The organism is Erythrobacter sp. S227, assembly GCF_057364925.1.
The window spans coordinates 1435714-1455665 of record NZ_CP200280.1 but is presented as its reverse complement, the minus strand read 5'-3'; the positions used below and the strand labels follow the sequence as shown (position 1 = coordinate 1455665).

24 protein-coding genes are annotated in these 19952 nt (G+C 58.1%); 12 read left to right on the top strand and 12 right to left on the bottom strand.

Annotated features, from left to right (window positions below):
* Positions 1–9: 9 nt before the first annotated feature.
* Positions 10–507, top strand: a complete 498-nt coding sequence (locus AC0V6Q_RS07100; RefSeq protein WP_486167699.1) for a hypothetical protein — start codon at positions 10–12, stop codon at positions 505–507.
* Here the strand turns inward: AC0V6Q_RS07100 and AC0V6Q_RS07095 are convergent.
* The 3 genes from AC0V6Q_RS07095 to purM are packed head-to-tail and all read right to left on the bottom strand — an operon-like array spanning position 481 to position 3768.
* Positions 481–1701: a sulfotransferase family protein gene (locus AC0V6Q_RS07095; protein WP_486167698.1), complete on the bottom strand. Its 1221-nt coding sequence runs from the start codon at positions 1699–1701 to the stop codon at positions 481–483. The genes AC0V6Q_RS07100 and AC0V6Q_RS07095 overlap by 27 nt on opposite strands.
* Positions 1701–2681, bottom strand: coding sequence for a phosphoribosylglycinamide formyltransferase (gene purN, locus AC0V6Q_RS07090; protein WP_486169269.1), 981 nt, complete (start codon positions 2679–2681; stop codon positions 1701–1703). The genes AC0V6Q_RS07095 and purN overlap by 1 nt, the downstream gene beginning before the upstream one ends.
* Complete coding sequence (gene purM / locus AC0V6Q_RS07085) at positions 2671–3768, bottom strand: phosphoribosylformylglycinamidine cyclo-ligase (protein WP_486167697.1); 1098 nt, start codon at positions 3766–3768, stop codon at positions 2671–2673. The genes purN and purM overlap by 11 nt, the downstream gene beginning before the upstream one ends.
* A 70-nt stretch (positions 3769–3838) precedes the next feature.
* Between purM and AC0V6Q_RS07080 the strand changes: the two genes are divergently transcribed.
* The 5 genes from AC0V6Q_RS07080 to AC0V6Q_RS07060 are packed head-to-tail and all read left to right on the top strand — an operon-like array spanning position 3839 to position 6936.
* A complete protein-coding gene (locus AC0V6Q_RS07080; RefSeq protein WP_486167696.1) occupies positions 3839–4147 on the top strand; it encodes a hypothetical protein in 309 nt (102 codons plus the stop codon).
* Positions 4137–5132, top strand: a complete 996-nt coding sequence (locus AC0V6Q_RS07075; RefSeq protein ID WP_486167695.1) for a heavy-metal-associated domain-containing protein — start codon at positions 4137–4139, stop codon at positions 5130–5132. The genes AC0V6Q_RS07080 and AC0V6Q_RS07075 overlap by 11 nt, the downstream gene beginning before the upstream one ends.
* Before the next feature lie 15 nt (positions 5133–5147).
* Positions 5148–5789, top strand: coding sequence for a P-loop NTPase family protein (locus tag AC0V6Q_RS07070; protein WP_486167694.1), 642 nt, complete (start codon positions 5148–5150; stop codon positions 5787–5789).
* 41 nt (positions 5790–5830) lie between these two features.
* Positions 5831–6568, top strand: a complete 738-nt coding sequence (gene epsC, locus AC0V6Q_RS07065) for a serine O-acetyltransferase EpsC (RefSeq protein ID WP_486167693.1) — start codon at positions 5831–5833, stop codon at positions 6566–6568.
* Complete coding sequence (locus AC0V6Q_RS07060; protein WP_486167692.1) at positions 6568–6936, top strand: DUF2794 domain-containing protein; 369 nt, start codon at positions 6568–6570, stop codon at positions 6934–6936. Before epsC ends, AC0V6Q_RS07060 begins: the two co-directional genes overlap by 1 nt.
* Positions 6937–7003: 67 nt before the next feature.
* On the opposite strand, the gene AC0V6Q_RS07055 is transcribed toward AC0V6Q_RS07060, so the two are convergent.
* Positions 7004–7933 (bottom strand): SDR family NAD(P)-dependent oxidoreductase, encoded by a 930-nt coding sequence (locus AC0V6Q_RS07055; RefSeq protein ID WP_486167691.1) that lies wholly within the window; start codon positions 7931–7933, stop codon positions 7004–7006.
* A 162-nt stretch (positions 7934–8095) separates the two neighbouring features.
* Positions 8096–8779 carry an HAD-IA family hydrolase gene (locus AC0V6Q_RS07050; RefSeq protein WP_486167690.1) on the bottom strand — a complete coding sequence of 228 codons (684 nt, stop codon included), beginning with the start codon at positions 8777–8779 and terminating at the stop codon, positions 8096–8098.
* A 96-nt stretch (positions 8780–8875) separates the two neighbouring features.
* Here AC0V6Q_RS07050 and glmU point away from each other — a divergent pair, with 96 nt between their 5' ends.
* From glmU to AC0V6Q_RS07030, 4 genes are all read left to right on the top strand, one after another.
* Positions 8876–10231, top strand: a complete 1356-nt coding sequence (gene glmU / locus AC0V6Q_RS07045; protein WP_486167689.1) for a bifunctional UDP-N-acetylglucosamine diphosphorylase/glucosamine-1-phosphate N-acetyltransferase GlmU — start codon at positions 8876–8878, stop codon at positions 10229–10231.
* Between the two features lie 2 nt (positions 10232–10233).
* Positions 10234–10599, top strand: a complete 366-nt coding sequence (locus AC0V6Q_RS07040; RefSeq protein WP_486167688.1) for a VOC family protein — start codon at positions 10234–10236, stop codon at positions 10597–10599.
* Positions 10596–10868, top strand: coding sequence for an HNH endonuclease (locus tag AC0V6Q_RS07035; protein WP_486167687.1), 273 nt, complete (start codon positions 10596–10598; stop codon positions 10866–10868). Before AC0V6Q_RS07040 ends, AC0V6Q_RS07035 begins: the two co-directional genes overlap by 4 nt.
* A gap of 68 nt (positions 10869–10936) precedes the next feature.
* Positions 10937–11596: an SOUL family heme-binding protein gene (locus AC0V6Q_RS07030; protein ID WP_486167686.1), complete on the top strand. Its 660-nt coding sequence runs from the start codon at positions 10937–10939 to the stop codon at positions 11594–11596.
* Between the two features lie 87 nt (positions 11597–11683).
* On the opposite strand, the gene AC0V6Q_RS07025 is transcribed toward AC0V6Q_RS07030, so the two are convergent.
* From AC0V6Q_RS07025 to AC0V6Q_RS07015, 3 genes are all read right to left on the bottom strand, one after another.
* Positions 11684–11929: a DUF1153 domain-containing protein gene (locus tag AC0V6Q_RS07025; protein ID WP_486167685.1), complete on the bottom strand. Its 246-nt coding sequence runs from the start codon at positions 11927–11929 to the stop codon at positions 11684–11686.
* A 226-nt stretch (positions 11930–12155) separates the two neighbouring features.
* Positions 12156–14300, bottom strand: a complete 2145-nt coding sequence (locus AC0V6Q_RS07020) for a prolyl oligopeptidase family serine peptidase (protein ID WP_486167684.1) — start codon at positions 14298–14300, stop codon at positions 12156–12158.
* A 71-nt stretch (positions 14301–14371) separates the two neighbouring features.
* Positions 14372–15001, bottom strand: coding sequence for a hypothetical protein (locus tag AC0V6Q_RS07015; RefSeq protein ID WP_486167683.1), 630 nt, complete (start codon positions 14999–15001; stop codon positions 14372–14374).
* Positions 15002–15064: 63 nt separating this feature from the next.
* On the opposite strand from AC0V6Q_RS07015, the gene AC0V6Q_RS07010 reads away from it, so the two are divergent.
* Positions 15065–15553, top strand: coding sequence for an RrF2 family transcriptional regulator (locus tag AC0V6Q_RS07010; protein ID WP_486167682.1), 489 nt, complete (start codon positions 15065–15067; stop codon positions 15551–15553).
* Positions 15554–15611: 58 nt separating this feature from the next.
* Here AC0V6Q_RS07010 and AC0V6Q_RS07005 read toward each other — a convergent pair whose 3' ends face one another.
* A complete protein-coding gene (locus tag AC0V6Q_RS07005; protein WP_486167681.1) occupies positions 15612–15869 on the bottom strand; it encodes an ATP synthase F1 subunit epsilon in 258 nt (85 codons plus the stop codon).
* On the opposite strand from AC0V6Q_RS07005, the gene AC0V6Q_RS07000 reads away from it, so the two are divergent.
* A complete protein-coding gene (locus AC0V6Q_RS07000) occupies positions 15858–16064 on the top strand; it encodes a twin-arginine translocation signal domain-containing protein (RefSeq protein WP_486167680.1) in 207 nt (68 codons plus the stop codon). The two genes, AC0V6Q_RS07005 and AC0V6Q_RS07000, sit on opposite strands and share 12 nt — an antisense overlap.
* On the opposite strand, the gene atpD is transcribed toward AC0V6Q_RS07000, so the two are convergent.
* Genes atpD through atpA form a run of 3 tightly spaced genes read right to left on the bottom strand, consistent with a single transcriptional unit; the run spans position 16061 to position 19947 of the window.
* Positions 16061–17518 (bottom strand): F0F1 ATP synthase subunit beta, encoded by a 1458-nt coding sequence (atpD, locus tag AC0V6Q_RS06995; RefSeq protein WP_486167679.1) that lies wholly within the window; start codon positions 17516–17518, stop codon positions 16061–16063. The two genes, AC0V6Q_RS07000 and atpD, sit on opposite strands and share 4 nt — an antisense overlap.
* A gap of 20 nt (positions 17519–17538) precedes the next feature.
* Positions 17539–18408: a F0F1 ATP synthase subunit gamma gene (locus AC0V6Q_RS06990; RefSeq protein ID WP_486167678.1), complete on the bottom strand. Its 870-nt coding sequence runs from the start codon at positions 18406–18408 to the stop codon at positions 17539–17541.
* A 12-nt stretch (positions 18409–18420) separates the two neighbouring features.
* A complete protein-coding gene (gene atpA, locus AC0V6Q_RS06985) occupies positions 18421–19947 on the bottom strand; it encodes a F0F1 ATP synthase subunit alpha (protein WP_486167677.1) in 1527 nt (508 codons plus the stop codon).
* Positions 19948–19952: the final 5 nt, after the last annotated feature.

Below are 19952 nucleotides of genomic sequence, written 5' to 3'. Positions count from 1 at the left end.
GGCACTTAAATGGACTCCCCGACCGCTTTTCAAATAGCGACACTTGCCATTGCGGCGGTCGGTGCAGTTCTTGGTATTATCAACACTTGGAATTCCGTTTCGGACCGAAAACCAAGCGTTAGGGTCCGCTTCTTGTTGATGTACGGTGGGCTTGAAATGAAGCAGGTGGGCTACTCAGTCGAGGTCACTAACCTCAGCTCATTTCCCATCACCATCAATGAGATCGGCTTTTCTTTGTCGCCTTGGTGGGCGCGAGATATCGAGCGGATAGTGGCAATGCCAAACGAGGCATTTGGCGCCGTGGCCCCTCGCAAAATAGAGCCAAGAGAACAAGCAGACTTTCGCTTTATCGGCCAAATTCGGGGTCAAAGCCCGAAGGCAATCAAATCGGTTTATGCAAAATCTGCTTGTGGCGTGATTTTTCGAACTAACAGCGAATTGGTTAAACAGATATCCTCCGAAGCTGCGAGCCAAGACGAGTCAGCTGGAAGTTTTCGTATCGAATGAAGCAAAGCGCTTTAGCTGCGCGGAGTGCCGATGGTGCGCGCTCTTGGAGCTGTCCGCCATTGCCTTGCGCATTGCGGCCTGGGCTTCGGCGCTCAGCGGCAGGTCCAGCTCGGCATAGCAGCGCTTGATCGCTGCCTCCCAGTCCGTGTTGAGCTCATCGAAATGCAGCCGCGCGATGGGACCATGCCAGCCGTCCAATGCCTTGGCCATCCGAGCATCGCGCAAGATTATCTTGTGCTCCCAAAGCGCCTCGATCCGCGCCAATTCGCACGCATCCGACTGCACCGCCATCTGGTTTGCACATAGGGAAACAGCGCTGCGCAGCACCGCGTCATGGTCCCGGTGAGCCAGAACAAGGCGGGCATCGGGAAACTGCTCAAGCAGTGCAGGCAAATCCTCTGCAAAGGCGGGGACTTTCATAACGCGCGGTTTGTCCGCGATACCCCGCGTTGCTGCATCGGTTCGGAACATCCTCGCAAACTCGCGGTAAACCGGGTCGGACCTGCGTGCCTCGCTCCATTCAGAATAGCTCGGGATATGCCACTGCAATTCGTAGATCGAATGATGCAACGCCGCCGATAGCCACGCCAGTTCCTCTTCAACCTCGCCCGATGCCATCGGGTGGATTGATTGCATCCATGGGTTCAGGACGCCGAGCATCGCAAGTTCAACCGCGCCTTTGACCCGGTTGATGCCCATCCGCGAGGGCACCGGATGATAGGCATCCTGATACCGCGTATGCGAGTGGGCAGGATCTGCGGCAAGCAGCTTGTGGATACGCGTCGTTCCCGATCTCATATGGCCGATCACGATAATCGGCGGGGCAATCGGTGTTTCGAGCAGGTCAGGGCGAGAATGCCACAATGCGCCCAGCGCCAGCCGGTTTTTGACCGCGCGTGACAATTGCCCCCATGCCATCGCCCGGCCCAGCGCATTAAGCTGCGCTTCGGCGCTGACGGCCTGGCACAAACGCTCGAACCGGGCGCGAAAATCGGCGACGTCTTCTTCGCTTCGCCCGCCATTCTCGGCCTCGCTCGCCTGCGAAAACCCCTTTGCAGCGATGGACCACAAGGCGTCAGGCGTCAGATCGGGCGGGGGCAACCACCCGCGATCCCATGCTTTTGCGAGGAAATCATTCGCACGGTCCGCCCATTTGCCGCGCGACAATAAGTGTTCGCGCTCTTGGACCGCCATCAGAACATGTCCGCTGCGTCATGCAGCTTTGTGAGACGGGCAGGGGCAACACTGCGCCAACTGCGCTCCAGCCATTCGCCGACATGATCCCAATCGACGTTTGGCCGGTTGAGGATCAACCCGACCCATCCGCTCGCGCCGTAATAGTCGGGCTTGTAGTAAACATCGGGCTGCGTCTCGACGAGGGATAGGAGCTCATCCATGCCGCTGGTCTTGACCAAGGCCGCGATATGCTGCGACCCGTGGTGCTGCTGGCTGAAATGGGCGAAGAATTTGCCTGATTTTTCTGTGCCGACCCGGAAACCGGGCGACCCGTGGCTGGCGCGTTCGTGAGTCTCGGGCAGGGCAAGGGCAAGATCGCGCAGCTTTGCAAAAAGGAAGTCGGGATCAGTCCCTCTGGCCACATAGTCCGCAACCGCGCGCGGGTAGAGCTGGTGCTCTGCAATCTTGACCCTTGCAGCGAGGGTTTCGGGAGTATCGTCCGGCGCAATCGCCACGCGGACCTGTGCCAAGACTTCGCCTGCGTCCAGTTCATGCGTCACCAGATGGACGCTTGAACCTGCATGGCTGTCGCCCGCCTCGATTGCGCGCGCGAAAGTGTCTAGGCCTTTGTATTTGGGCAGTAGGGAGGGGTGGATATTGAGCATCCGGCCTTCCCACCGTTCGACGAAGCCTTGCGACAGGATGCGCATATATCCCGCCAGCACGATGTAATCGGCACCCGCATCCACCGCGGCGCGTTCCATCGCGGCGTCTTGTTCCTCGCGGCTCACCCCTTTGTGCGAATGGGCAAAGGTGGCCACGCCTTCAAGCCGCGCGAGCTTCAAGCCCTCGGCATCTTCGACATTGCTGGCAACAATGACAATTTCAAACGGGGCGCTGTCGAGGCGGCTGGCATACAGCAACCCCGCCATATTGGTGCCGGTGCCCGAGATAAAAACCGCAAGTCTGGCTTTGTGTGTGGGCCCGTCAGGCAAGATGCGTGGCCTCCCACTCCCCGCGTCCACCCCAGGTGCCCTGACTGCCGCGCACTGTGCAGCCCCGGTCGCCCGCTTCGATCTGGCCGACTGTTACGACGGTTTCACCCGCCTCCTCCAGGCGCTGAGTGACGCTTGCAACCTGATCCTGCGCCACGGCCAGCACCATGCCGACCCCGCAGTTGAAGGTGCGCGCCATTTCTTGAGGTTCAATTGCGCCTTGTGCTTGCAAGAACGCCATCAAACGTGGTTGCTCCCACAGGTCAGCGTTTACCTGTGCATGAGCGCCCTTGGGCAGGATGCGAGGGATGTTTTCAAGCAGACCGCCGCCGGTGATATGCGCAAGGCCATGCACCAATCCTTCGCGGATCAGCGGAAGAAGGCTCGCAACGTAAATTTTTGTAGGTTCGATCAGAGCATCGATCAGCAAACGCTCGGGATCAAACAGGGCGGGGCGGTCAAGTTTCCACCCCTTGTCCTCTGCGAGTCGCCGAACCAATGAATAGCCGTTGGAATGCACGCCAGAGCTGGCCAAACCGATCAGGACATCGCCGTTTGCGACCTTGTCTCCGGTTAATTGCTCGCCGCGTTCAACCGCGCCCACGCAAAAGCCTGCAAGGTCATAATCACCGTCGGCATACATGCCCGGCATCTCTGCCGTTTCGCCGCCGACAAGCGCGCATCCTGCCTGTTTGCACCCATCCGCAATGCCGGCAACAACGCGCTCCGCAATGCCGTTTTCCAGTTTGCCGGTTGCAAAATAATCGAGGAAAAACAGAGGTTCAGCACCCTGAACGATCAGATCGTTGACGCACATTGCGACCAGATCGATTCCGACTGAATCGTGCTTGTCGAATTCAATCGCCAGCTTGAGCTTGGTGCCAACACCATCATTGGCCGCGACCAGAAGAGGGTCTTTATACCCCGCCGCTTTGGGGTCAAAAAAGCCGCCAAACCCGCCCAGCTCACTGGTCGCGCCGGGACGCGCTGTGGCTTTGGCGAGGGGTGCGATGGCTTTGACCAGCGCATTGCCCGCTTCGATCGATACGCCTGCATCGGCGTAGGTATAAGATGAGTTTTTGCCTTCCATTTTTTGGGCTTTACCCCTTTAGGCTTGGAATTCCACGCCGGTTTGGGCAAAGACGGACAAGATTTCCCCGATGACGGCAATTACGCACCCTTCCGGCCCAATTTCGAGAGCCTCTTTCCGCGCCCGCTGGGTCATTGCGTGTGCTTTGGCGCTCGCCTTCCTTGCAGGCGGGTATGCGCTTGTTTTGGCGCAGGTTTCTGGCGACAGGGGAATCGCGCCCACCGCGTCCAGTGCCGATATCGAAGTTCGCGGAATCGAAGTCGACGTGACCGGAAGCAGCGCGGCAGACGCGCGCAGCAAAGGCTGGCGCGAGGCGGCTCGCAAGGCTTGGGCGAAGGCAGGCGGTCCGGCGGTTTCTGACGACCAGCTTGCCGGCTGATGTCGCTGCCATCGTGATCCAACGCGAGCGGGTCGGCCCGAAACGCTATGTCGCAACGCTCGGCGTCAGCTTTGACCGGCAAAGGGCAGGACGCATCTTGGGCGGCGAGCGTTCCGGGCGATCGTCTGCGCCAATGCTGCTTGTGCCGGTTGTGGTGAGCGGGGGCAGTTACACCGCGTTTGAAGTGCGCAATCCATGGCAGCGCGCCTGGGCTGAATTCAATCCGGGCACCAGCCGCATCGATTATGTCCGGCCCACTGGCGCTGGCGGCGATTCGCTGCATCTCAACTTTGGACAGGCTGGCCGTCGCAGCCGCGCCTGGTGGAGATTGACGCTCGACCAATATGGCGCAGCCGACGCCCTTGTCCCGATTGCCAAGCTGGACCATCAATTCCCCGGTGGCCCGATCACCGGCACATTCACGGCGCGTTACGGGCCGGATAGCCTCTTTCTCGAAAGCTTTACTCTCACTGCAAGCGGACCTGGCGAACTGCCTGAAATGCTGGGGGAAGCGGTCGACCGGATCGACCGCATTTACGAACAAGCCCTGGTCGATGGGAAGCTCCAGCCTGACCCCACATTGCGCGTCGGCGGCTCGGGCCAGGTGGACCCTGCGATTGCGCGTCTGATTGAAATCGGGCGGGCCATTCGGGCACGTGACCGGGCTGAGCAGCAGGCCGCTACTGCTGCCTCGTCGCCCACCACGGCAGCGCCAACGACGCAAACGCCCGGTCCGGCGGCAGCGGCGCTGAACAGCTATACCATTCAATTTGCAACGCCGGATCCGATGGCATTCGATGCAAACCTTTCGACCGTGCGCCAGGTGCCCGGCGTTCGCGGCGTCGCAGTCACCAGCACGGCCATGGGTGGCACTTCGGTTATGCGGGTGAGTTATGCTGGCGAGCTTTCGGCTCTTGCGGCAGAGCTTCGTTCACGTGGGTTCGCTGTGAACGAGGGCGCAAACGCGCTTGCCATTAGCCGTTAAGAGCGCCTGTTTTGCATGACCGCCGCGACAGACCCTCCGTCCCAAATCGCTCTCCCGCTCACGATCGCAAGCGGGGCCGATGCGAAGCGTATTGTCGTTGGTAATGCCAATGCGGGCGTGGTTGATGCGTTGCAAAACACGGACAGCTGGCCATTTCGCGCAGCAATTTTGACAGGGCCGCCGAGGTCGGGAAAGTCGCTGCTGGGACGTTGGGCGAGCGCGCAAGGTATAGAAGTCGTCGATGGGGCAGATAGGCTGGAGGAGGCGGACGTATTCCATCGCTGGAATTCTGTGCAGGACGGCGGTTCCAACGCGGGGCAGCCTCTTTTGCTGATCGCGGATAAAACGCCTTGGAATGTGACCTTGCCCGACCTCAAATCACGCCTTGGAGGATCGCTTCAACTGGCCATTAGCGAACCTGATGATGCCATGACGGCAGAATTGATCGAGGCGCATGCCGAGGCACGCAGCCTTTCTTTGGCAGAGGGCGCGGCCGAATATCTGGTGCCGCGCACAAGGCGCAGCTTTGCCGATATCGAGACGCTTGTTGCGACCATTGATCGCATCAGCCTTGAACGCGCTGTACCTGCCACCATGTCGGTCTGGCGCGCAGCATTAGAAGCATTGCATGGGCCGCCCCAAGCAAAACTGCTCTAGGAAAATTTGCAATTGCGCCCTTTTGGTGGGAGAATCCGCTCATGTTCATAAAGCTGAAAGCCTATCTGGACTCGGTGAAAGAGCGTGACCCTGCGCCGCGTTCGCGTTGGGAAGTCCTGCTTTATCCAGGCGTTTGGGCTCTGGGATTTCACCGCATCGCCCACTGGCTCTTTGACGCAAAACTGTTCTTCCTTGCGCGTTTCGTAAACCATTTCAGTCGTTTGCTCACCGCGATCGATATTCATCCGGGCGCAAAAATCGGGAAGAATTTCTTCATCGACCACGGCTTTACCGTGATCGGCGAAACCGCTGAGATCGGCGACAACGTAACGATCTATCAATGCGTGACCCTTGGCGGGACCAACCCCACCAATGGCAAAGGGGGCAAACGCCACCCGACGCTTTGCGACAATGTCATCATCGGATCGGGTGCACAGGTGATCGGACCCATCACGGTTGGTGAGAGAGGCCGCATCGGCGCGAATGCCGTTGTCACTGATGATGTGCCCGAAGGCGCAACCATGGTTGGGCTAAAGGCTCGCTCAACCCTTTTACCAGCCGAAGAATGGATCAAGGAGTTCATCCCCTATGGCACGCCGCTGGGCATGCAGTGCGAGGATGAGGAGGGCAACACCGTCGATTGCATCGAGAAGCTTGAGGCAGAGCTCAGCGCTATGAAGGCCGAGATTGCCGCGCTGAAAGCGGCGAGTAACGCTGATATGGATACCCCTGTGCAAGGCACGTTTGACCTTGGCAAGAAGAGCGGGACCGCTGACTGATGAGTTCTGGACTGGGCGGCGGGGCGACGGGCCAGATTGTCGCATTTCCCGGCAAGAAAACAGCAGGTCAAATCGGCTTTGACCGCGACGAGCTTTCACGCATTCTCGACCTGTATGGCCGCATGGTGGCGGCGGGTGAATGGCGCGATTATGCAATGGATTTCGACCGCAATGCCGCGACCTTCTCTGCCTTTCGCCGCGCAGCAGAGCGGCCCAATGCCCGTGTGGAGAAGCGACCAAGCCTTCGGGGCAAGCAAGGCATGTACACGCTCTTTGGCGAGCATGGTCAGGTGCTCAAACGCGGATCAGACCTCACCAACGTCCTTGCCCCAATGGAGCGCCGTCTTGTGAAGGCGGTGGACGATTAGGCCCCAACGCAAACGGCCTCCGCACATTGCTGTGCGAAGGCCGTATTTTTAGCAAGTTTTGGGCGTTTTATCCGCGAGCACTTGAAGGACCGGTGCCGGTTACTTTCTGCATCGCTTTCAGGATTGCGCCTGATTGCTCGGAACCGGACTGCGGTGCGATCAGGTTCGAGAAGTCGCTGATGTCGTCCCAACGTGCAGCAAAGCCTTCGACTGTGCGCTCACCATCGGGAAGCCATACGGCGTCGTTCATCACAACCCATGATGAGTGGAAACCGCCAGCGCCGGCGCCAACGATCGCGTTGGTTGGGGCGTCTTCGCTCACGAGGTAGAGCGCCGCTGGAACCACGTTTACTGGATCGAACAATTTGAAGGCTTCTTCCGGGAAGAGGTCTTCGGTCATACGCGTGCCGGCAACCGGTGACAGCGAGTTCACGCGAATGTTGTATTTCGCGCCTTCGAGTTGCAGCGTCTTGGTAAGACCAGCAAGGCCGAGTTTCGCTGCGCCGTAGTTGGCTTGACCAAAGTTACCGAACAGACCGGTTGACGACGCGGTCATCAGGATGCGGCCATAACCTTGCTCGCGGAAGGTTTCCCAGCATGCCTTGGTGACGAAAGCGGAACCGGTGAGGTGGACTTTGAGAACAAACTCAAAGTCATCCGGGGTCATTTTGGCGAAAGTCTTGTCGCGAAGAACGCCAGCGTTGTTGATAAGGATGTCGACGCGGCCCCATTTTGCTTTAGTGTCCGCGACCATCTTTTCCATCTGGTCATATTCGGTGACAGAGCCGCCATTCGACATGGCTTCGCCGCCCATGGCTTCGATTTCTTTGACGACTTCAAGAGCCATGTCAGAGTGGCCGGTGCCATCGCGCGAACCGCCAAGGTCGTTGACGACGACTTTTGCGCCGCGGCGGGCAAGCTCAAGCGCGTATTCGCGGCCCAGACCGCCACCTGCGCCGGTGACGATGGCTACTTTGTCTTTGAAGTCGATGCTCATGGGATCGTTCCTTTCCGTGCAAATTTGTTCTTATTGCTGTTGAGGGGGGGGCGGGCTTTACGCCCACGTAAACTCAAGTGTGAGCGCTGCGTGGCAGGAATTTCGCTGCGTTGCAACAGGGGTATTTGCCCGAGCGCGCTGCCGTAGCGTCAGTTGGCAGAATTACAGCGTTTTGAGGGCGGGAATAAGGCCATCGAGCGAATCGATCACTGCATCTGCGCGGAGTTCATGCGGGGGCTTGTCGCAATATCCGTAGGCCGCGCCCACAACCGGGACGCCTGCTGCCTTTGCGGCCTTCACATCGTAAGTGCTGTCGCCGACAAAGGCGAAATCGCCGCCGCCGCAAATCTCGCGCGCCTTTAGAATGGGCTCTGGATGCGGCTTTGCGAGGAATTGTCCATCGGGCCCTTTGCCAAGCGAATTACCGCCGATGACGCCCTCGAACGGTTCGATAAAATCAATCTGGGTGAGGATTGAGCGGGCGAATTCCTCAAACTTGTTGGTGACCACGATCACCTTGACCCCGTGCTCCTTGAGCTCTGCCACCACTTCGCGCGCATGGGGGTAGGGGCGGGTGTACACCGCGTTATTCTCTGAATAGAAGCCAAGCATCTTTTTGTAGAGAACCTTGAACTCGTCGGCGGGCAGGCCTCCTTGGGCATCGACAGCCTTGCTCAGCATGATTTTGGCCCCGCCGCCGATCAGGTCTTTCGAGCTGTCCACTGGCACGCGGTCAAATCCGCCAAGCTCCAGCGCGTGATTTACCGCCTCGCCCAGATCGCGAAAGCTGTCGACAAGGGTCCCATCAAGGTCAAAACCGATGGTCTGAAAAGGAAAATTGCTCATATAGGGCCCCCGCGTGGCTGAACAGACTTCAATCTGCAAGCAATTGCTGGCAAGCGGTCCCCCGAATACCGCACAACGTGCTATAAGGTTTACGCAATGACAGATTTGGCCGCCATTATCCTTGCCGCTGGCAAAGGCACTCGCATGAAGAGCGATTTGCACAAGGTGCTCCACCCGATTGCGGGTAAGCCGATGTTGATGCATTTGCTCGACACGGTCGCATTGATGGGCATGAACCGGATTGTTGTGGTGGCCGGTGACCGGCGCGAACAATTGGATACAGCGCTCGAAGGACGCGAAGTCAGCACTGCCTTGCAAGACCCGCAGCTTGGCACGGCCCACGCCGCGCTTCAGGCGAAATCGGCGCTTGAGGGTTTTTCCGGCAATATTCTCGTTTGCTTTGGTGATGTACCCATGGTGCGCGCTGAAACGATCGAGCGGTTGAATACGGCGCTTGAGGGCGGAGCGAAAGTCGCTGTTCTGGGGTTCAAGCCCGAAGATGGCCTCGCCTATGGCCGCATCATTGCCGATGATGATGGTACCGTGCGCAAGATGGTCGAGTTCAAGGACGCGACGGAGCGCGAGAAGAAGGCGCGCCTGTGCAATTCGGGCCTTCTTATCGCGCATTCGGACGATCTGTGGCCGCTTTTGGAGGCAGTCGATAACGAAAATGCGCAAGGCGAATACTATCTCCCCGATGTCGCAACCGGAGCGATTGCGCGCGGTGACAAGGTGGTAGTTATCGAATGCGAGCCTGACGAGGTTGCTGGCATCAACTCCCGCGCAGAGCTGGCCGAGGCAGAACAGCGCTGGCAGGAGGCGCGCCGGTTTGAGGCTATGGCAGATGGCGCGACGCTCAAAGCTCCTGACACCGTGTTCTTCAGCCATGACACAAAGCTTGGCCGCGATGTGACTGTCGACCCGCATGTGGTCTTTGGCCCCGGTGTTTCGGTCGCGGACGGCGTCCACATCAAAGCCTACACTCACCTCGAAGGCGCGACCCTTGCGACCGGCGTGCAAGTCGGACCTTTCGCCCGCCTTCGCCCTGGTGCGGTGATGGAAGAGAACAGCTTTGTCGGCAATTTCGTCGAGATGAAGAAGGCAACGCTTGGCCCCGGCGCAAAAGCCAGCCACCTGTCCTACATCGGCGATGCCACTGTCGGAAAAGATGCGAATATCGGCGCAGGCACAATCACCTGCAATTACGATGGGTATTTCAAATATCAGACGGTAATCGGCGAGCGCGCCTTTATCGGGTCAAACTCGGCCCTGATCGCGCCTGTCACCATTGGCGATGATGCAATCGTCGCAGCTGGTAGCGCGGTCAGCCGTGATGTTGGCGCAGGCGACCTTCGCATGGTGCGCGCCGAACAATTGGTCAAACAAGGCTGGGCCGACCGTTTCCACGACACGATGAAAAAGAAGAAGGCGGCGGCGAAGAAGGAGAAGTGAGTGTGACCCCAATCCTGTTCACCGCCACCAAAATGCCTGATAAGGCTCGAAAATTCTATACTGAGGTGATGGGTTTCGCGCTTACCGACGACAGCCCATTCTCGCTCGAGTTTGACGCAGCAGGCACCATGTTGCGGGTGCAAAAGGTTCAGGAGCTCCACCCACACCCATTTACGGCTATCGGGTGGAAGGTCGATGATATTGCCGCTGAACGGGATCGCTTGGCCGAGCGTGGTGCCCAGTTCCTGAAATTTGACTTCATGGAGCAGGATGAGCGCGACATCTGGGCCGCTCCCGATGGCGCAAGAGTGTGCTGGTTCCAAGATCCGGACGGCAACACACTTTCGCTGACCGAGTGGGGCGGTTGAGCACAAATCCCGAGACATGCTGGCTGTGTGGCCGCCGTTTTGAGACGTTGATCCAGTGGCATCACACTGTGCCCAAATCGAAAAAGGGACGGGAGACTGTTCCGGTGCACCCGATCTGTCACAAGACAATTCACGCCAACTTCACCAACGCCGAACTTGCGCGCATTGGCGATGATCCGGACACTATCCGCGCCAAACCTGCGATTGAGAAATTTGTGAAGTGGGTGAGCCGCAAAGAGCCCGATTTCCACGCGCCTACACGCCGATAACGGTGACGTCCGGGAACCAATCACCCCCGTAACTGCTGATAGGACACACGCTATCAAAGGAACGCATAATGGGCATCGGCAAATGGGTCGCAGCAGGAGCAGGTTTGACCGCAGTCGGCGGCGCGGTCGCCTATGCACAATATCGCGACATTGAAAAACCCGCTTACGAGGTCGTCATTGCGGACGATGAGTTCGAGCTTCGCCAGTACGAACCAATGATTGTCGCCGAGGTCACCCACACGGGCACGCGCCGCGAGACAAGTGGGAAGAGCTTTCGCCGATTGGCCGCCTACATCTTTGGAAATGACCGCCCTGGTGCCGGGCCAAAACAGAGTGAGGAAATCGCGATGACTGCGCCCGTTATGTCAGAGCGGGTCGATCAGAACGAGCCTATCGCCATGACTTCGCCGGTTGTGTCAGAAAGGACGGGCGAGGGCGAATGGCGGACCCGGTTTGTTATGCCTTCGAAGTTCACGATGGAGACACTGCCAACACCGCCGTCGGACATTACGCTGACCGAAGTTCCCGGACGCCGGATGGCAGCAGTTCGTTTTAGCGGGAATGCTCCGACAAGCGATCTAACCAAGATGGAGGCGGCTCTTGGCCAATGGATTGAGGCACAGGGCCTAACGCCGGTGGGTTCGGTCGAATATGCCTTTTACGACGCGCCGATGATCCCTGGCCCAATGCGCCGCAATGAAGTGATGGTCGAGGTCGCCGCCCGGTAGCGCTGTCGCTGGCATTAGGGGGATGTGCCAGCGGTAACCAAAAGCGCAAGCAGGAGACTTGAGGCGACGACCTTATCGGACCAGACTTCAGACGCTTTCCAACTGCGAGCGGTCAATTACGGCGCTTCTGCCAGAGTAATTGCGCTCCCACTCTTCAAACTCGCTACGGCTCAAGAGATACCGGTCGCGTGCTTCGTGGAAGCTGATTGCACGTTCATGCACAGCGCGAACAACGCCTGCTTTGCGTGCCGGTGACCAGTGCGCGCGGTGGTTCTTGGGAAGACCATACTGTTTGATCGCCTGAGCGATGGATATGTCGCGGGGATATGCCATTTTTCCAACTCCTTACTTTCATCAACTTTGCGCCCCGTTGAAACCAGAATTGGCTCAAACAGTTAATGCGAACCTGCCAAGGATGGTTAATTTTGCATTGACCCAGCCTTCTGTGTTTCCCTTGGGACGAACGGAGGCGAAAGTGTCGGTTCTGTTTACACCGGCCACAAAAAAGGGCGGCTTCCGCTCTGGAAAACCGCCCTTTTGTGCACTTTGATCGGCGAGATTATTCGTCCATCAATTGCTGCATCAGATAGATATATTGCAGCGCCTGAAGCTTGGCGCGCTGTTCATTGTCGACGCCGCCCGAGTGGCCGCCGGTCATATCCTCAAAGTAGTAATAGGGGTGCCCCTGTTCCTTGAGGCGTGCGGCGCCTTTGCGCGCGTGCGCAGGGTGGGTCCGGTCGTCAGCTGTCGATGCCCAAAGGAAGGGGGTGGGGTAATCCACGCCCTCTTTGATCATCTGATAGGGCGAATACCCTTCGATCCATGCGCGTTGTTCAGGGATACGCGGGTCGCCATATTCGCCAATCCACGATGCGCCTCTGCCGATCAAGTGATAGCGCAGCATGTCGAACAGCGGGATTTGCACAATCGCTGCACCAAACAGGTCAGGGCGCTGTGTAAAGGCGGTACCGACCAGAAGGCCGCCTTGTGAGCCACCCTGAATGCCAAGGTGCTCTGGCGAGGTGAAGCCTTTGGCCACCAAATCATCGCCGATGGCAATGAAATCGTCCCAGGTGCGCTGTTTATTTTCGCGGATCGCGGTCTGGTGCCAGCCGGGACCAAATTCGCCGCCGCCGCGCATATTGCCAAGCACATAGGCTCCGCCACGCTCAAGCCACATTTTGCCGGTGGAACCGAGGTAACCGGGCAGGCGAGGGACCTGGAAGCCACCGTAACCTGTCATGAGCACCGCCGTTTCGCCATTCATCTCCATGCCTTCAGGCTTGACGATGAAATACGGGATTTTGGTGCCATCGGCGCTGGTTGCCTCATGCTGTTCCACTTCCATGCCGGCGGCATTGAAATAGGATGGCGAGGTTTTAAGCGGCTCGGGATCGCCAGAGCCATCGGTGTAGTAAAGCGTTGTCGGATTAAGAAAGTCGGTGACAGTGAACATGATCTGTTCGCTCTCATTCGAGCTGGCCGCAATGCCGACGGTTGCGTTGTCGGGCAGGGCTACCTCTTCGCTTTCCCAAGCGCCCCCTGTCTCATTGGCTTCAAAGTTGAACTTCAAAACTTTACCAACGACATTGTCGAGAAGGCCCACATAAAGCGCGCCCGCCGTAATTGCGCCGCCGCGCTTGGTCTGGCGGTCCTGCGGGGCCCAAACGAGCGTCTTTGCCGCGCCATTGGGGTCAGCTTTGAACGCCTCAAGCTCTACTGCGATAAGGCTATCAGCGGGGAAAGTCTGCCCGTCCACTTCCCAATCGACATCCGTTGAAAACAGCATGTGGCCATCCACGATGCCATATGGCGATGCTTTCTTGGGAATGTCGAGCGGGATCCAGTCGCTGTCGATCGAGACGAAATACTCGCTCTCGTGGAAACTGACGGCGCGGAATGCGGTCATCAACTGCACTTCGCCGGTCGCATCGCGCATCAGGCTCGCGCCTGCCCAAACGTCGTCCGATTGGCCGCGGAACACCTCTGGCGCATCGGCGATATCGGTCCCTCTCACCCAGACGCGGCTGGTGAAGGGATATTCGCTGTCGGTCAGCGTGCCTTCGCCAAAGTCGCGGCCGACAAGAAGCGTGTTTTCATCAATCCATTGAATGCCGCCCTGGCTTTTTTCGGGAAGCTCAAAGCCGCCTTCGACAAAGCTTTTGGTAGAGGTATCAAATTCGCGCATGATGGTCGCGTCTTCGCCGCCATCGCTAAGCGCGATCATGCATTTGTTGAGCGCAGGTGGCAGGCAGGTGGAGCCTTTATAGACCCATTCCTTGCCCTCCGCCGCTGCGAGAGCGTCCACATCAAGAATGGTTTCCCAGACAGGCTCGTCCGTCTGATAGCTTTCGATGGTTGTCCGGCGAAGCAGCCCCTTGGGGTTCTCTTTATCCTGCCAGAAATTGTAGAGGCCATCGGGGCGAAAGCTTACAAACGGAATGCGGTCTTCGCTGTCGAAAATGGCCAGAGCTTCGGCTTTGAGAGTTTCGAACCGCGGGTCTGCCTCAAGCACGCCAAGGGTGCGCTCGTTTTCGGCAGTAACCCATGCCAGCGCTTCATCGCTGCGCGCTTCTTCGAGCCAGATATAGGGATCCTGTTCAGGACCGGGCACGCCGTTGCCTGTGTGGTCATCGGCATTGGCCGAGGTTGCAGCGCCAATCGTCATGACTGCGGCCAGAGCAAGAGTGGATACAAGTTTCAAACCTTCTCTCCTTGGGGGGATTGCTAAGAAGATATGTGGCGGTTCGAGGGGGGCTTGTGAAGGGGGAAACGCTAGCTCTTTACGCCCGGTAAGAACGAGTAATAGTTGCGATACTCCTGTGGTAATTCGAATGTGTGGAGAGCGCCTCCGTAGCCAAGCATGAAAGCGAGACCGATAATCGGGCCAAGCGCCAGGGCAGGGGCATGCCAGCCCCGTGCGCCTCTGAAATGTAGAGCGGCGATCAAATGGCTTAAAACCGCAATCACCGCGATCATGTAATAAGGTGCGAAATAGTATCTGATCGGCTCGATTATGAGCGTTCCCGCAGCCCAATAGAAATTCGTCTCAAGACCCGCGTAGAGCCGGGTAATGAGCGCGGCAGCAGTGTGCTGTACAATGAAGTAGGCAAGGTAACACGCGCTTATGAACTGCACCCAGTGCCAGAGATCCTTGGTTTTGCGTTTCCGGATCGCGCCGAGCAATGTGAGGCCCAGCGCGACTTGAACAGCCAGAGCAGCGACAAGCGCAATCTCGACTAGCGGCCACTGGTAGATCAAGCGAGCCAACCCCAGGGTTCGCGTATGCACCGCCACCCCGCCAAGCGCGGAGAAATGTGTGACGAAGTGCACAGCTATAAAGATCAGCAGAAAGACTGCGACGCGGCCATGGGCCTGGCGGGCTTGCCTTGAGGTGAGCGTCATGGCACTTCTCCTTAACCGGACAATCATTAACTGGATAAAATATATCCTATTAAGGAGTCAAGGATGCAATTAGGTAAAGGGGTGGAATGGTGCACGCATATCTGCGGGATGCTGGCGCTTGTCCCTGAAGGAAAAGGGCTTAGCGTGGATGCTTTGGCCGACTTTTTCGAGGTTCCATCGACCTATCTTGCCAAGCAAATGCAACTGCTGCGCCGGGCCGGGATAGTGGAGAGCGTGCGGGGTAAGGGCGGAGGATACCGCCTCGCACGCGGAGTGGATGCGATCACGCTGCTCGATATTGTCCAGGCGATCGAGGGGCCGATGCCGGCATTTCGCTGCACCGAGATCCGCCAGAACGGACCGTGCGGATTAAAACGCAAGGATTGCAAGACCCCGTGCGACATTGCCTCCGCATTTGCGCAAGCTGAAGCGGTTTATCGCGAGGCTTTGCGAGCAAAGACGCTGGCGGCGATCAATGCAGAGGCTGCCGCGAATGGTGTGCCCGAACACTTTATGGAAATCGCGCAGTGGGTTCACGGGCAGGTGGGCTGAAACGCAAAAGGGCGACCAAGAAGGCCGCCCTCTATGATCCCCGAATTGTCGTAGCCGATCAGGCCTCGACGTGCTCCGCCAGAACCGTGATGCCGTTCTCGCCAACTTCGGCAAAGCCGCCCTTCACCTGGATCAGCTCAGGCTCGCCGCCGGCTGTCTTGAACACTTGAACCGCGCCGTCACGGATCGTGCTCATGAAAGGCGCGTGGCCTTCGAGAACGCCGAATTCGCCCTCTGAGCCAGGAACCACAACCATGTGGACTTCCTCGGAGCGGACCTGCTTGGCAGGGGTTACGAGTTCAAAATGGAGTGCCATTTTCTGTTATCCGTCAACGCTGGCGTCAAAAGCCGACGCAGCTTTCTCAAATTTGTCGCGGCAGCCGGTGTTGCAGAACCCCACAACCTTGCCGCGGTACATCGTCAGGCTATCAGCCGAAACCGGGTCACCCGACCAAGGACAGGTCGCGTTGACGCAGTCCTTGATGTCGAGCGTGCCGGTCATGAGGCTTAGTCTTCCTCAGCGAGCTTGGCGGCTTTCTCAACCACCATGTCGATGCCGCCAACCATGTAGAAGGCTTGTTCTGGCAGGTGATCGTATTCACCGTCCACAACCGCCTTGAACGACTTCACCGTGTCTTCGACTTGCACGAACAGGCCTTTGATGCCGGTGAAAACTTCCGCCACGTGGAAGGGCTGGCTGAGGAACTTCTGGATTTTCCGCGCACGCGCAACGGTGAGCTTATCTTCTTCGGAAAGCTCGTCCATGCCCAGAATTGCGATGATGTCTTGCAGCGACTTGTACTTTTGCAGCGTTTCCTGAACGCGGCGGGCGGTGTCGTAGTGCTCTTGGCCAACAACCGATGGTTCAAGAACGCGTGACGTTGAATCGAGCGGGTCAACAGCTGGGTAAATACCAAGCTCTGAAATCGCGCGGTTCAAGGTGGTGGTCGCATCCAAGTGAGCAAACGATGTTGCAGGCGCAGGGTCGGTCAAGTCATCGGCAGGAACGTAGATAGCCTGAACCGAAGTAATCGAACCCTTGTTGGTCGAGGTAATGCGCTCTTGCAGGTTACCCATGTCGGTCGACAGAGTTGGCTGATAGCCCACAGCTGACGGAATACGGCCAAGAAGCGCGGACACTTCGGAACCAGCTTGCGTAAAGCGGAAGATGTTATCGACGAAGAAGAGCACGTCTTGGCCTTCTTGGTCGCGGAAATATTCCGCCATGGTAAGGCCCGAAAGCGCCACACGCGCACGCGCGCCGGGAGGCTCGTTCATCTGACCGAACACGAGGGCCACTTTGGAGCCTTCGCTGATCGCTTCGCCAGCGTCGTTCTTGGCGATAACGCCAGCGTCGAGGAATTCGTGGTAGAGATCGTTACCTTCACGGGTCCGTTCACCAACGCCCGCAAACACGGACACGCCGCCGTGGCCTTTTGCGATGTTGTTGATGAGTTCCTGAATAAGAACGGTCTTGCCCACGCCAGCACCGCCGAACAGGCCAATCTTACCGCCCTTTGCGTATGGGGCGAGAAGGTCGATCACTTTAATGCCGGTCACGAGAATGGCTGCTTCGGTTGACTGGTCAACGAATGCAGGCGCGTCGGCGTGAATAGGGGCTGTGCCCTCTGCGCCGATAGGGCCGCGCTCGTCGATGGCTTCGCCAACAACGTTCATGATGCGGCCGAGTGTCTTTGGGCCAACAGGCACAGAAATCTGTGCGCCGGTGTTCACAACTTCAGCGCCGCGAACGAGGCCTTCGGTTGCGTCCATAGCGATGGTGCGAACGGTGTTCTCGCCAAGGTGCTGAGCAACTTCGAGGACGAGGGTCTTGCCGTCGTTCTTGGTTTCGAGCGCGGTCAGAATTGCGGGCAGTTCACCAGGGAACTGCACGTCGACGACAGCGCCGATGACCTGGCTGATAGTGCCGTTGGTCGTTTGGTTAAGTGCGGGTGCGGTAGCCATTTCGGTTCCTTAGCCTTCGTTTACAGCGCTTCTGCGCCAGCAATAATTTCAATAAGTTCAGTGGTAATCGCGGCCTGACGGCTGCGGTTGTACTGGATGGTCAGCTTGTTGATGAGGTCGCCTGCGTTGCGGGTCGCATTGTCCATCGCGGTCATCGAAGCGCCTTGCTCTGACGCCTCACGCTCAAGCAGCGCGCCGAAAACTTGTGTCTTCACATAGCGCGGCAGAAGAGCTTCGAGGATTTCCTCTTCGCCCGGCTCATATTCAACCACAGCGCCGCCTTCATCCGAGACTTCGGGTGAGGGGACCGGGATCAGCTGATTGACGGTCGGGTTTTGCACCAGAGCCGACTGGAATGTCGGGTAGATCAGGTGCGCGACGTCAAACTTGCCTTCATCGAACATCGTGATGAGTTCAGCAGCAATATTGTCGGCTTCTTCAAAACCCGGCGTTTTCACCGTGCTGGTGTCAAAGCCGCTTGTGATCGCGCTTGCATATTCACGCTTCAACGGGGCGCGGCCTTTTTTACCGACGAGGTAAAACTCGACCTGCTTGCCTTGGGCCAGAAGCTCCTGCGCCTTGGCTTTGGCAGCCTTGACGATGTTCGAGTTCAAACCGCCGCACAGGCCTTTGTCGGTGTTGACCACAACCAGAAGGTTGCGCTGGTCAGAGCCGGTGCCTGCGAGAAGCTTAGGCGCGCTGTCGCCGGATACCTTGCCAGCGAGCGAGGCCATAACGGCGCTCAAACGCTCGGCATAAGGCCGGCCAGCCTCAGCAGCGGCCTGCGCACGGCGAAGTTTCGCCGCTGCGACCATCTGCTTGGCCTTGGTGATCTTCTGGGTCGATTTAACCGACCCGATCCGATCTTTTAGTTCCTTAAGTGAGGGCACTGACGGCCTCCCTTATGCGAATTGCTTGGCGAATGCTTCGAGAGCAGCGACGGTTGCGTCCTTGGCGTCGTCGAACTTGCCGCTGTCGCGGATCGTTTTCAGAACGTCAGCGTGCTCGCTGCGGAAGAAGGCAAGCATTTGCTCTTCATATTCGCCAACGCGCTCAACCGGCACTGCATCGATGTAGCCATTGGTGCCAGCGAAGATCGAAATCGTCTGCTCTTCAAACGGCATTGGCGAGAACTGCTTTTGCTTCAACAGCTCGGTCAAACGCGCACCGCGATTGAGGAGCCTTTGCGTTGAAGCGTCAAGGTCCGAACCGAACTGAGCGAATGCCGCCATCTCGCGATATTGCGCAAGGTCGAGCTTCATCGAGCCCGAAACCTTCTTCATCGCCTTGGTTTGAGCAGCGCCGCCCACACGCGACACCGAAAGACCCACGTTAATCGCAGGACGGATGCCTTGGTAGAAGAGGTCGGTTTCAAGGAAGATCTGACCGTCGGTGATCGAAATCACGTTGGTTGGAATATAGGCCGACACGTCGCCTGCCTGCGTCTCGATGATCGGCAGAGCGGTCAGCGAACCGCCGCCATTGTCAGGGTTCATCTTCGCCGCACGCTCAAGCAGACGTGAGTGGAGATAGAACACGTCGCCCGGATACGCTTCACGGCCCGGAGGACGACGAAGCAGTAGCGACATCTGACGGTAAGCAACAGCTTGCTTGGAAAGATCGTCATACACGATCACGGCGTGCATGCCGTTGTCGCGGAAGAACTCACCCATCGCGCAGCCTGTGTACGGTGCGAGATATTGCAGCGGTGCAGGCTCGGAGGCGGTTGCGGCCACAACGATGGAATATTCCATCGCGCCGTTCTCTTCGAGCTGCTTCACGATCTGCGCAACGGTCGAACGCTTTTGACCGACGGCTACGTAAACACAGTAGAGCTTCTTGCTCTCGTCATCGCCTGCGTTCACGCCCTTCTGGTTGATGAAGGTGTCGATGGCGACAGCGGTTTTACCGGTTTGACGGTCACCAATGATAAGCTCGCGCTGACCACGGCCAACAGGGACCAGAGCGTCAACGGCTTTGAGGCCGGTTTGAACAGGCTCAGAAACTGATTCGCGCGGAATAATGCCCGGCGCTTTGACTTCAACACGCTGGCGCGTGACGTCGGTGATCGGGCCTTTGCCGTCAATCGGGTTGCCAAGCGCGTCAACAACGCGGCCAAGAAGACCCTTGCCAACCGGAACGTCCACAATGGTCTCGGTCCGCTTAACCGTGTCGCCTTCTTTAATCTCGGCGTCAGAGCCGAAGATCACGACGCCGACATTGTCGCTTTCAAGGTTCAGAGCCATGCCCTGAACGCCGTTGGCAAACTCGACCATCTCACCTGCCTGAACCTTGTCGAGGCCGTGGATACGGGCGATACCGTCACCAACGCTCAATACGGTGCCGACTTCGCTGACTTCAGCTTCGGTACCGAAATTGGCGATCTGGTCCTTGATGACCTTTGAAATTTCTGCTGCGCGGATTTCCATGTGCG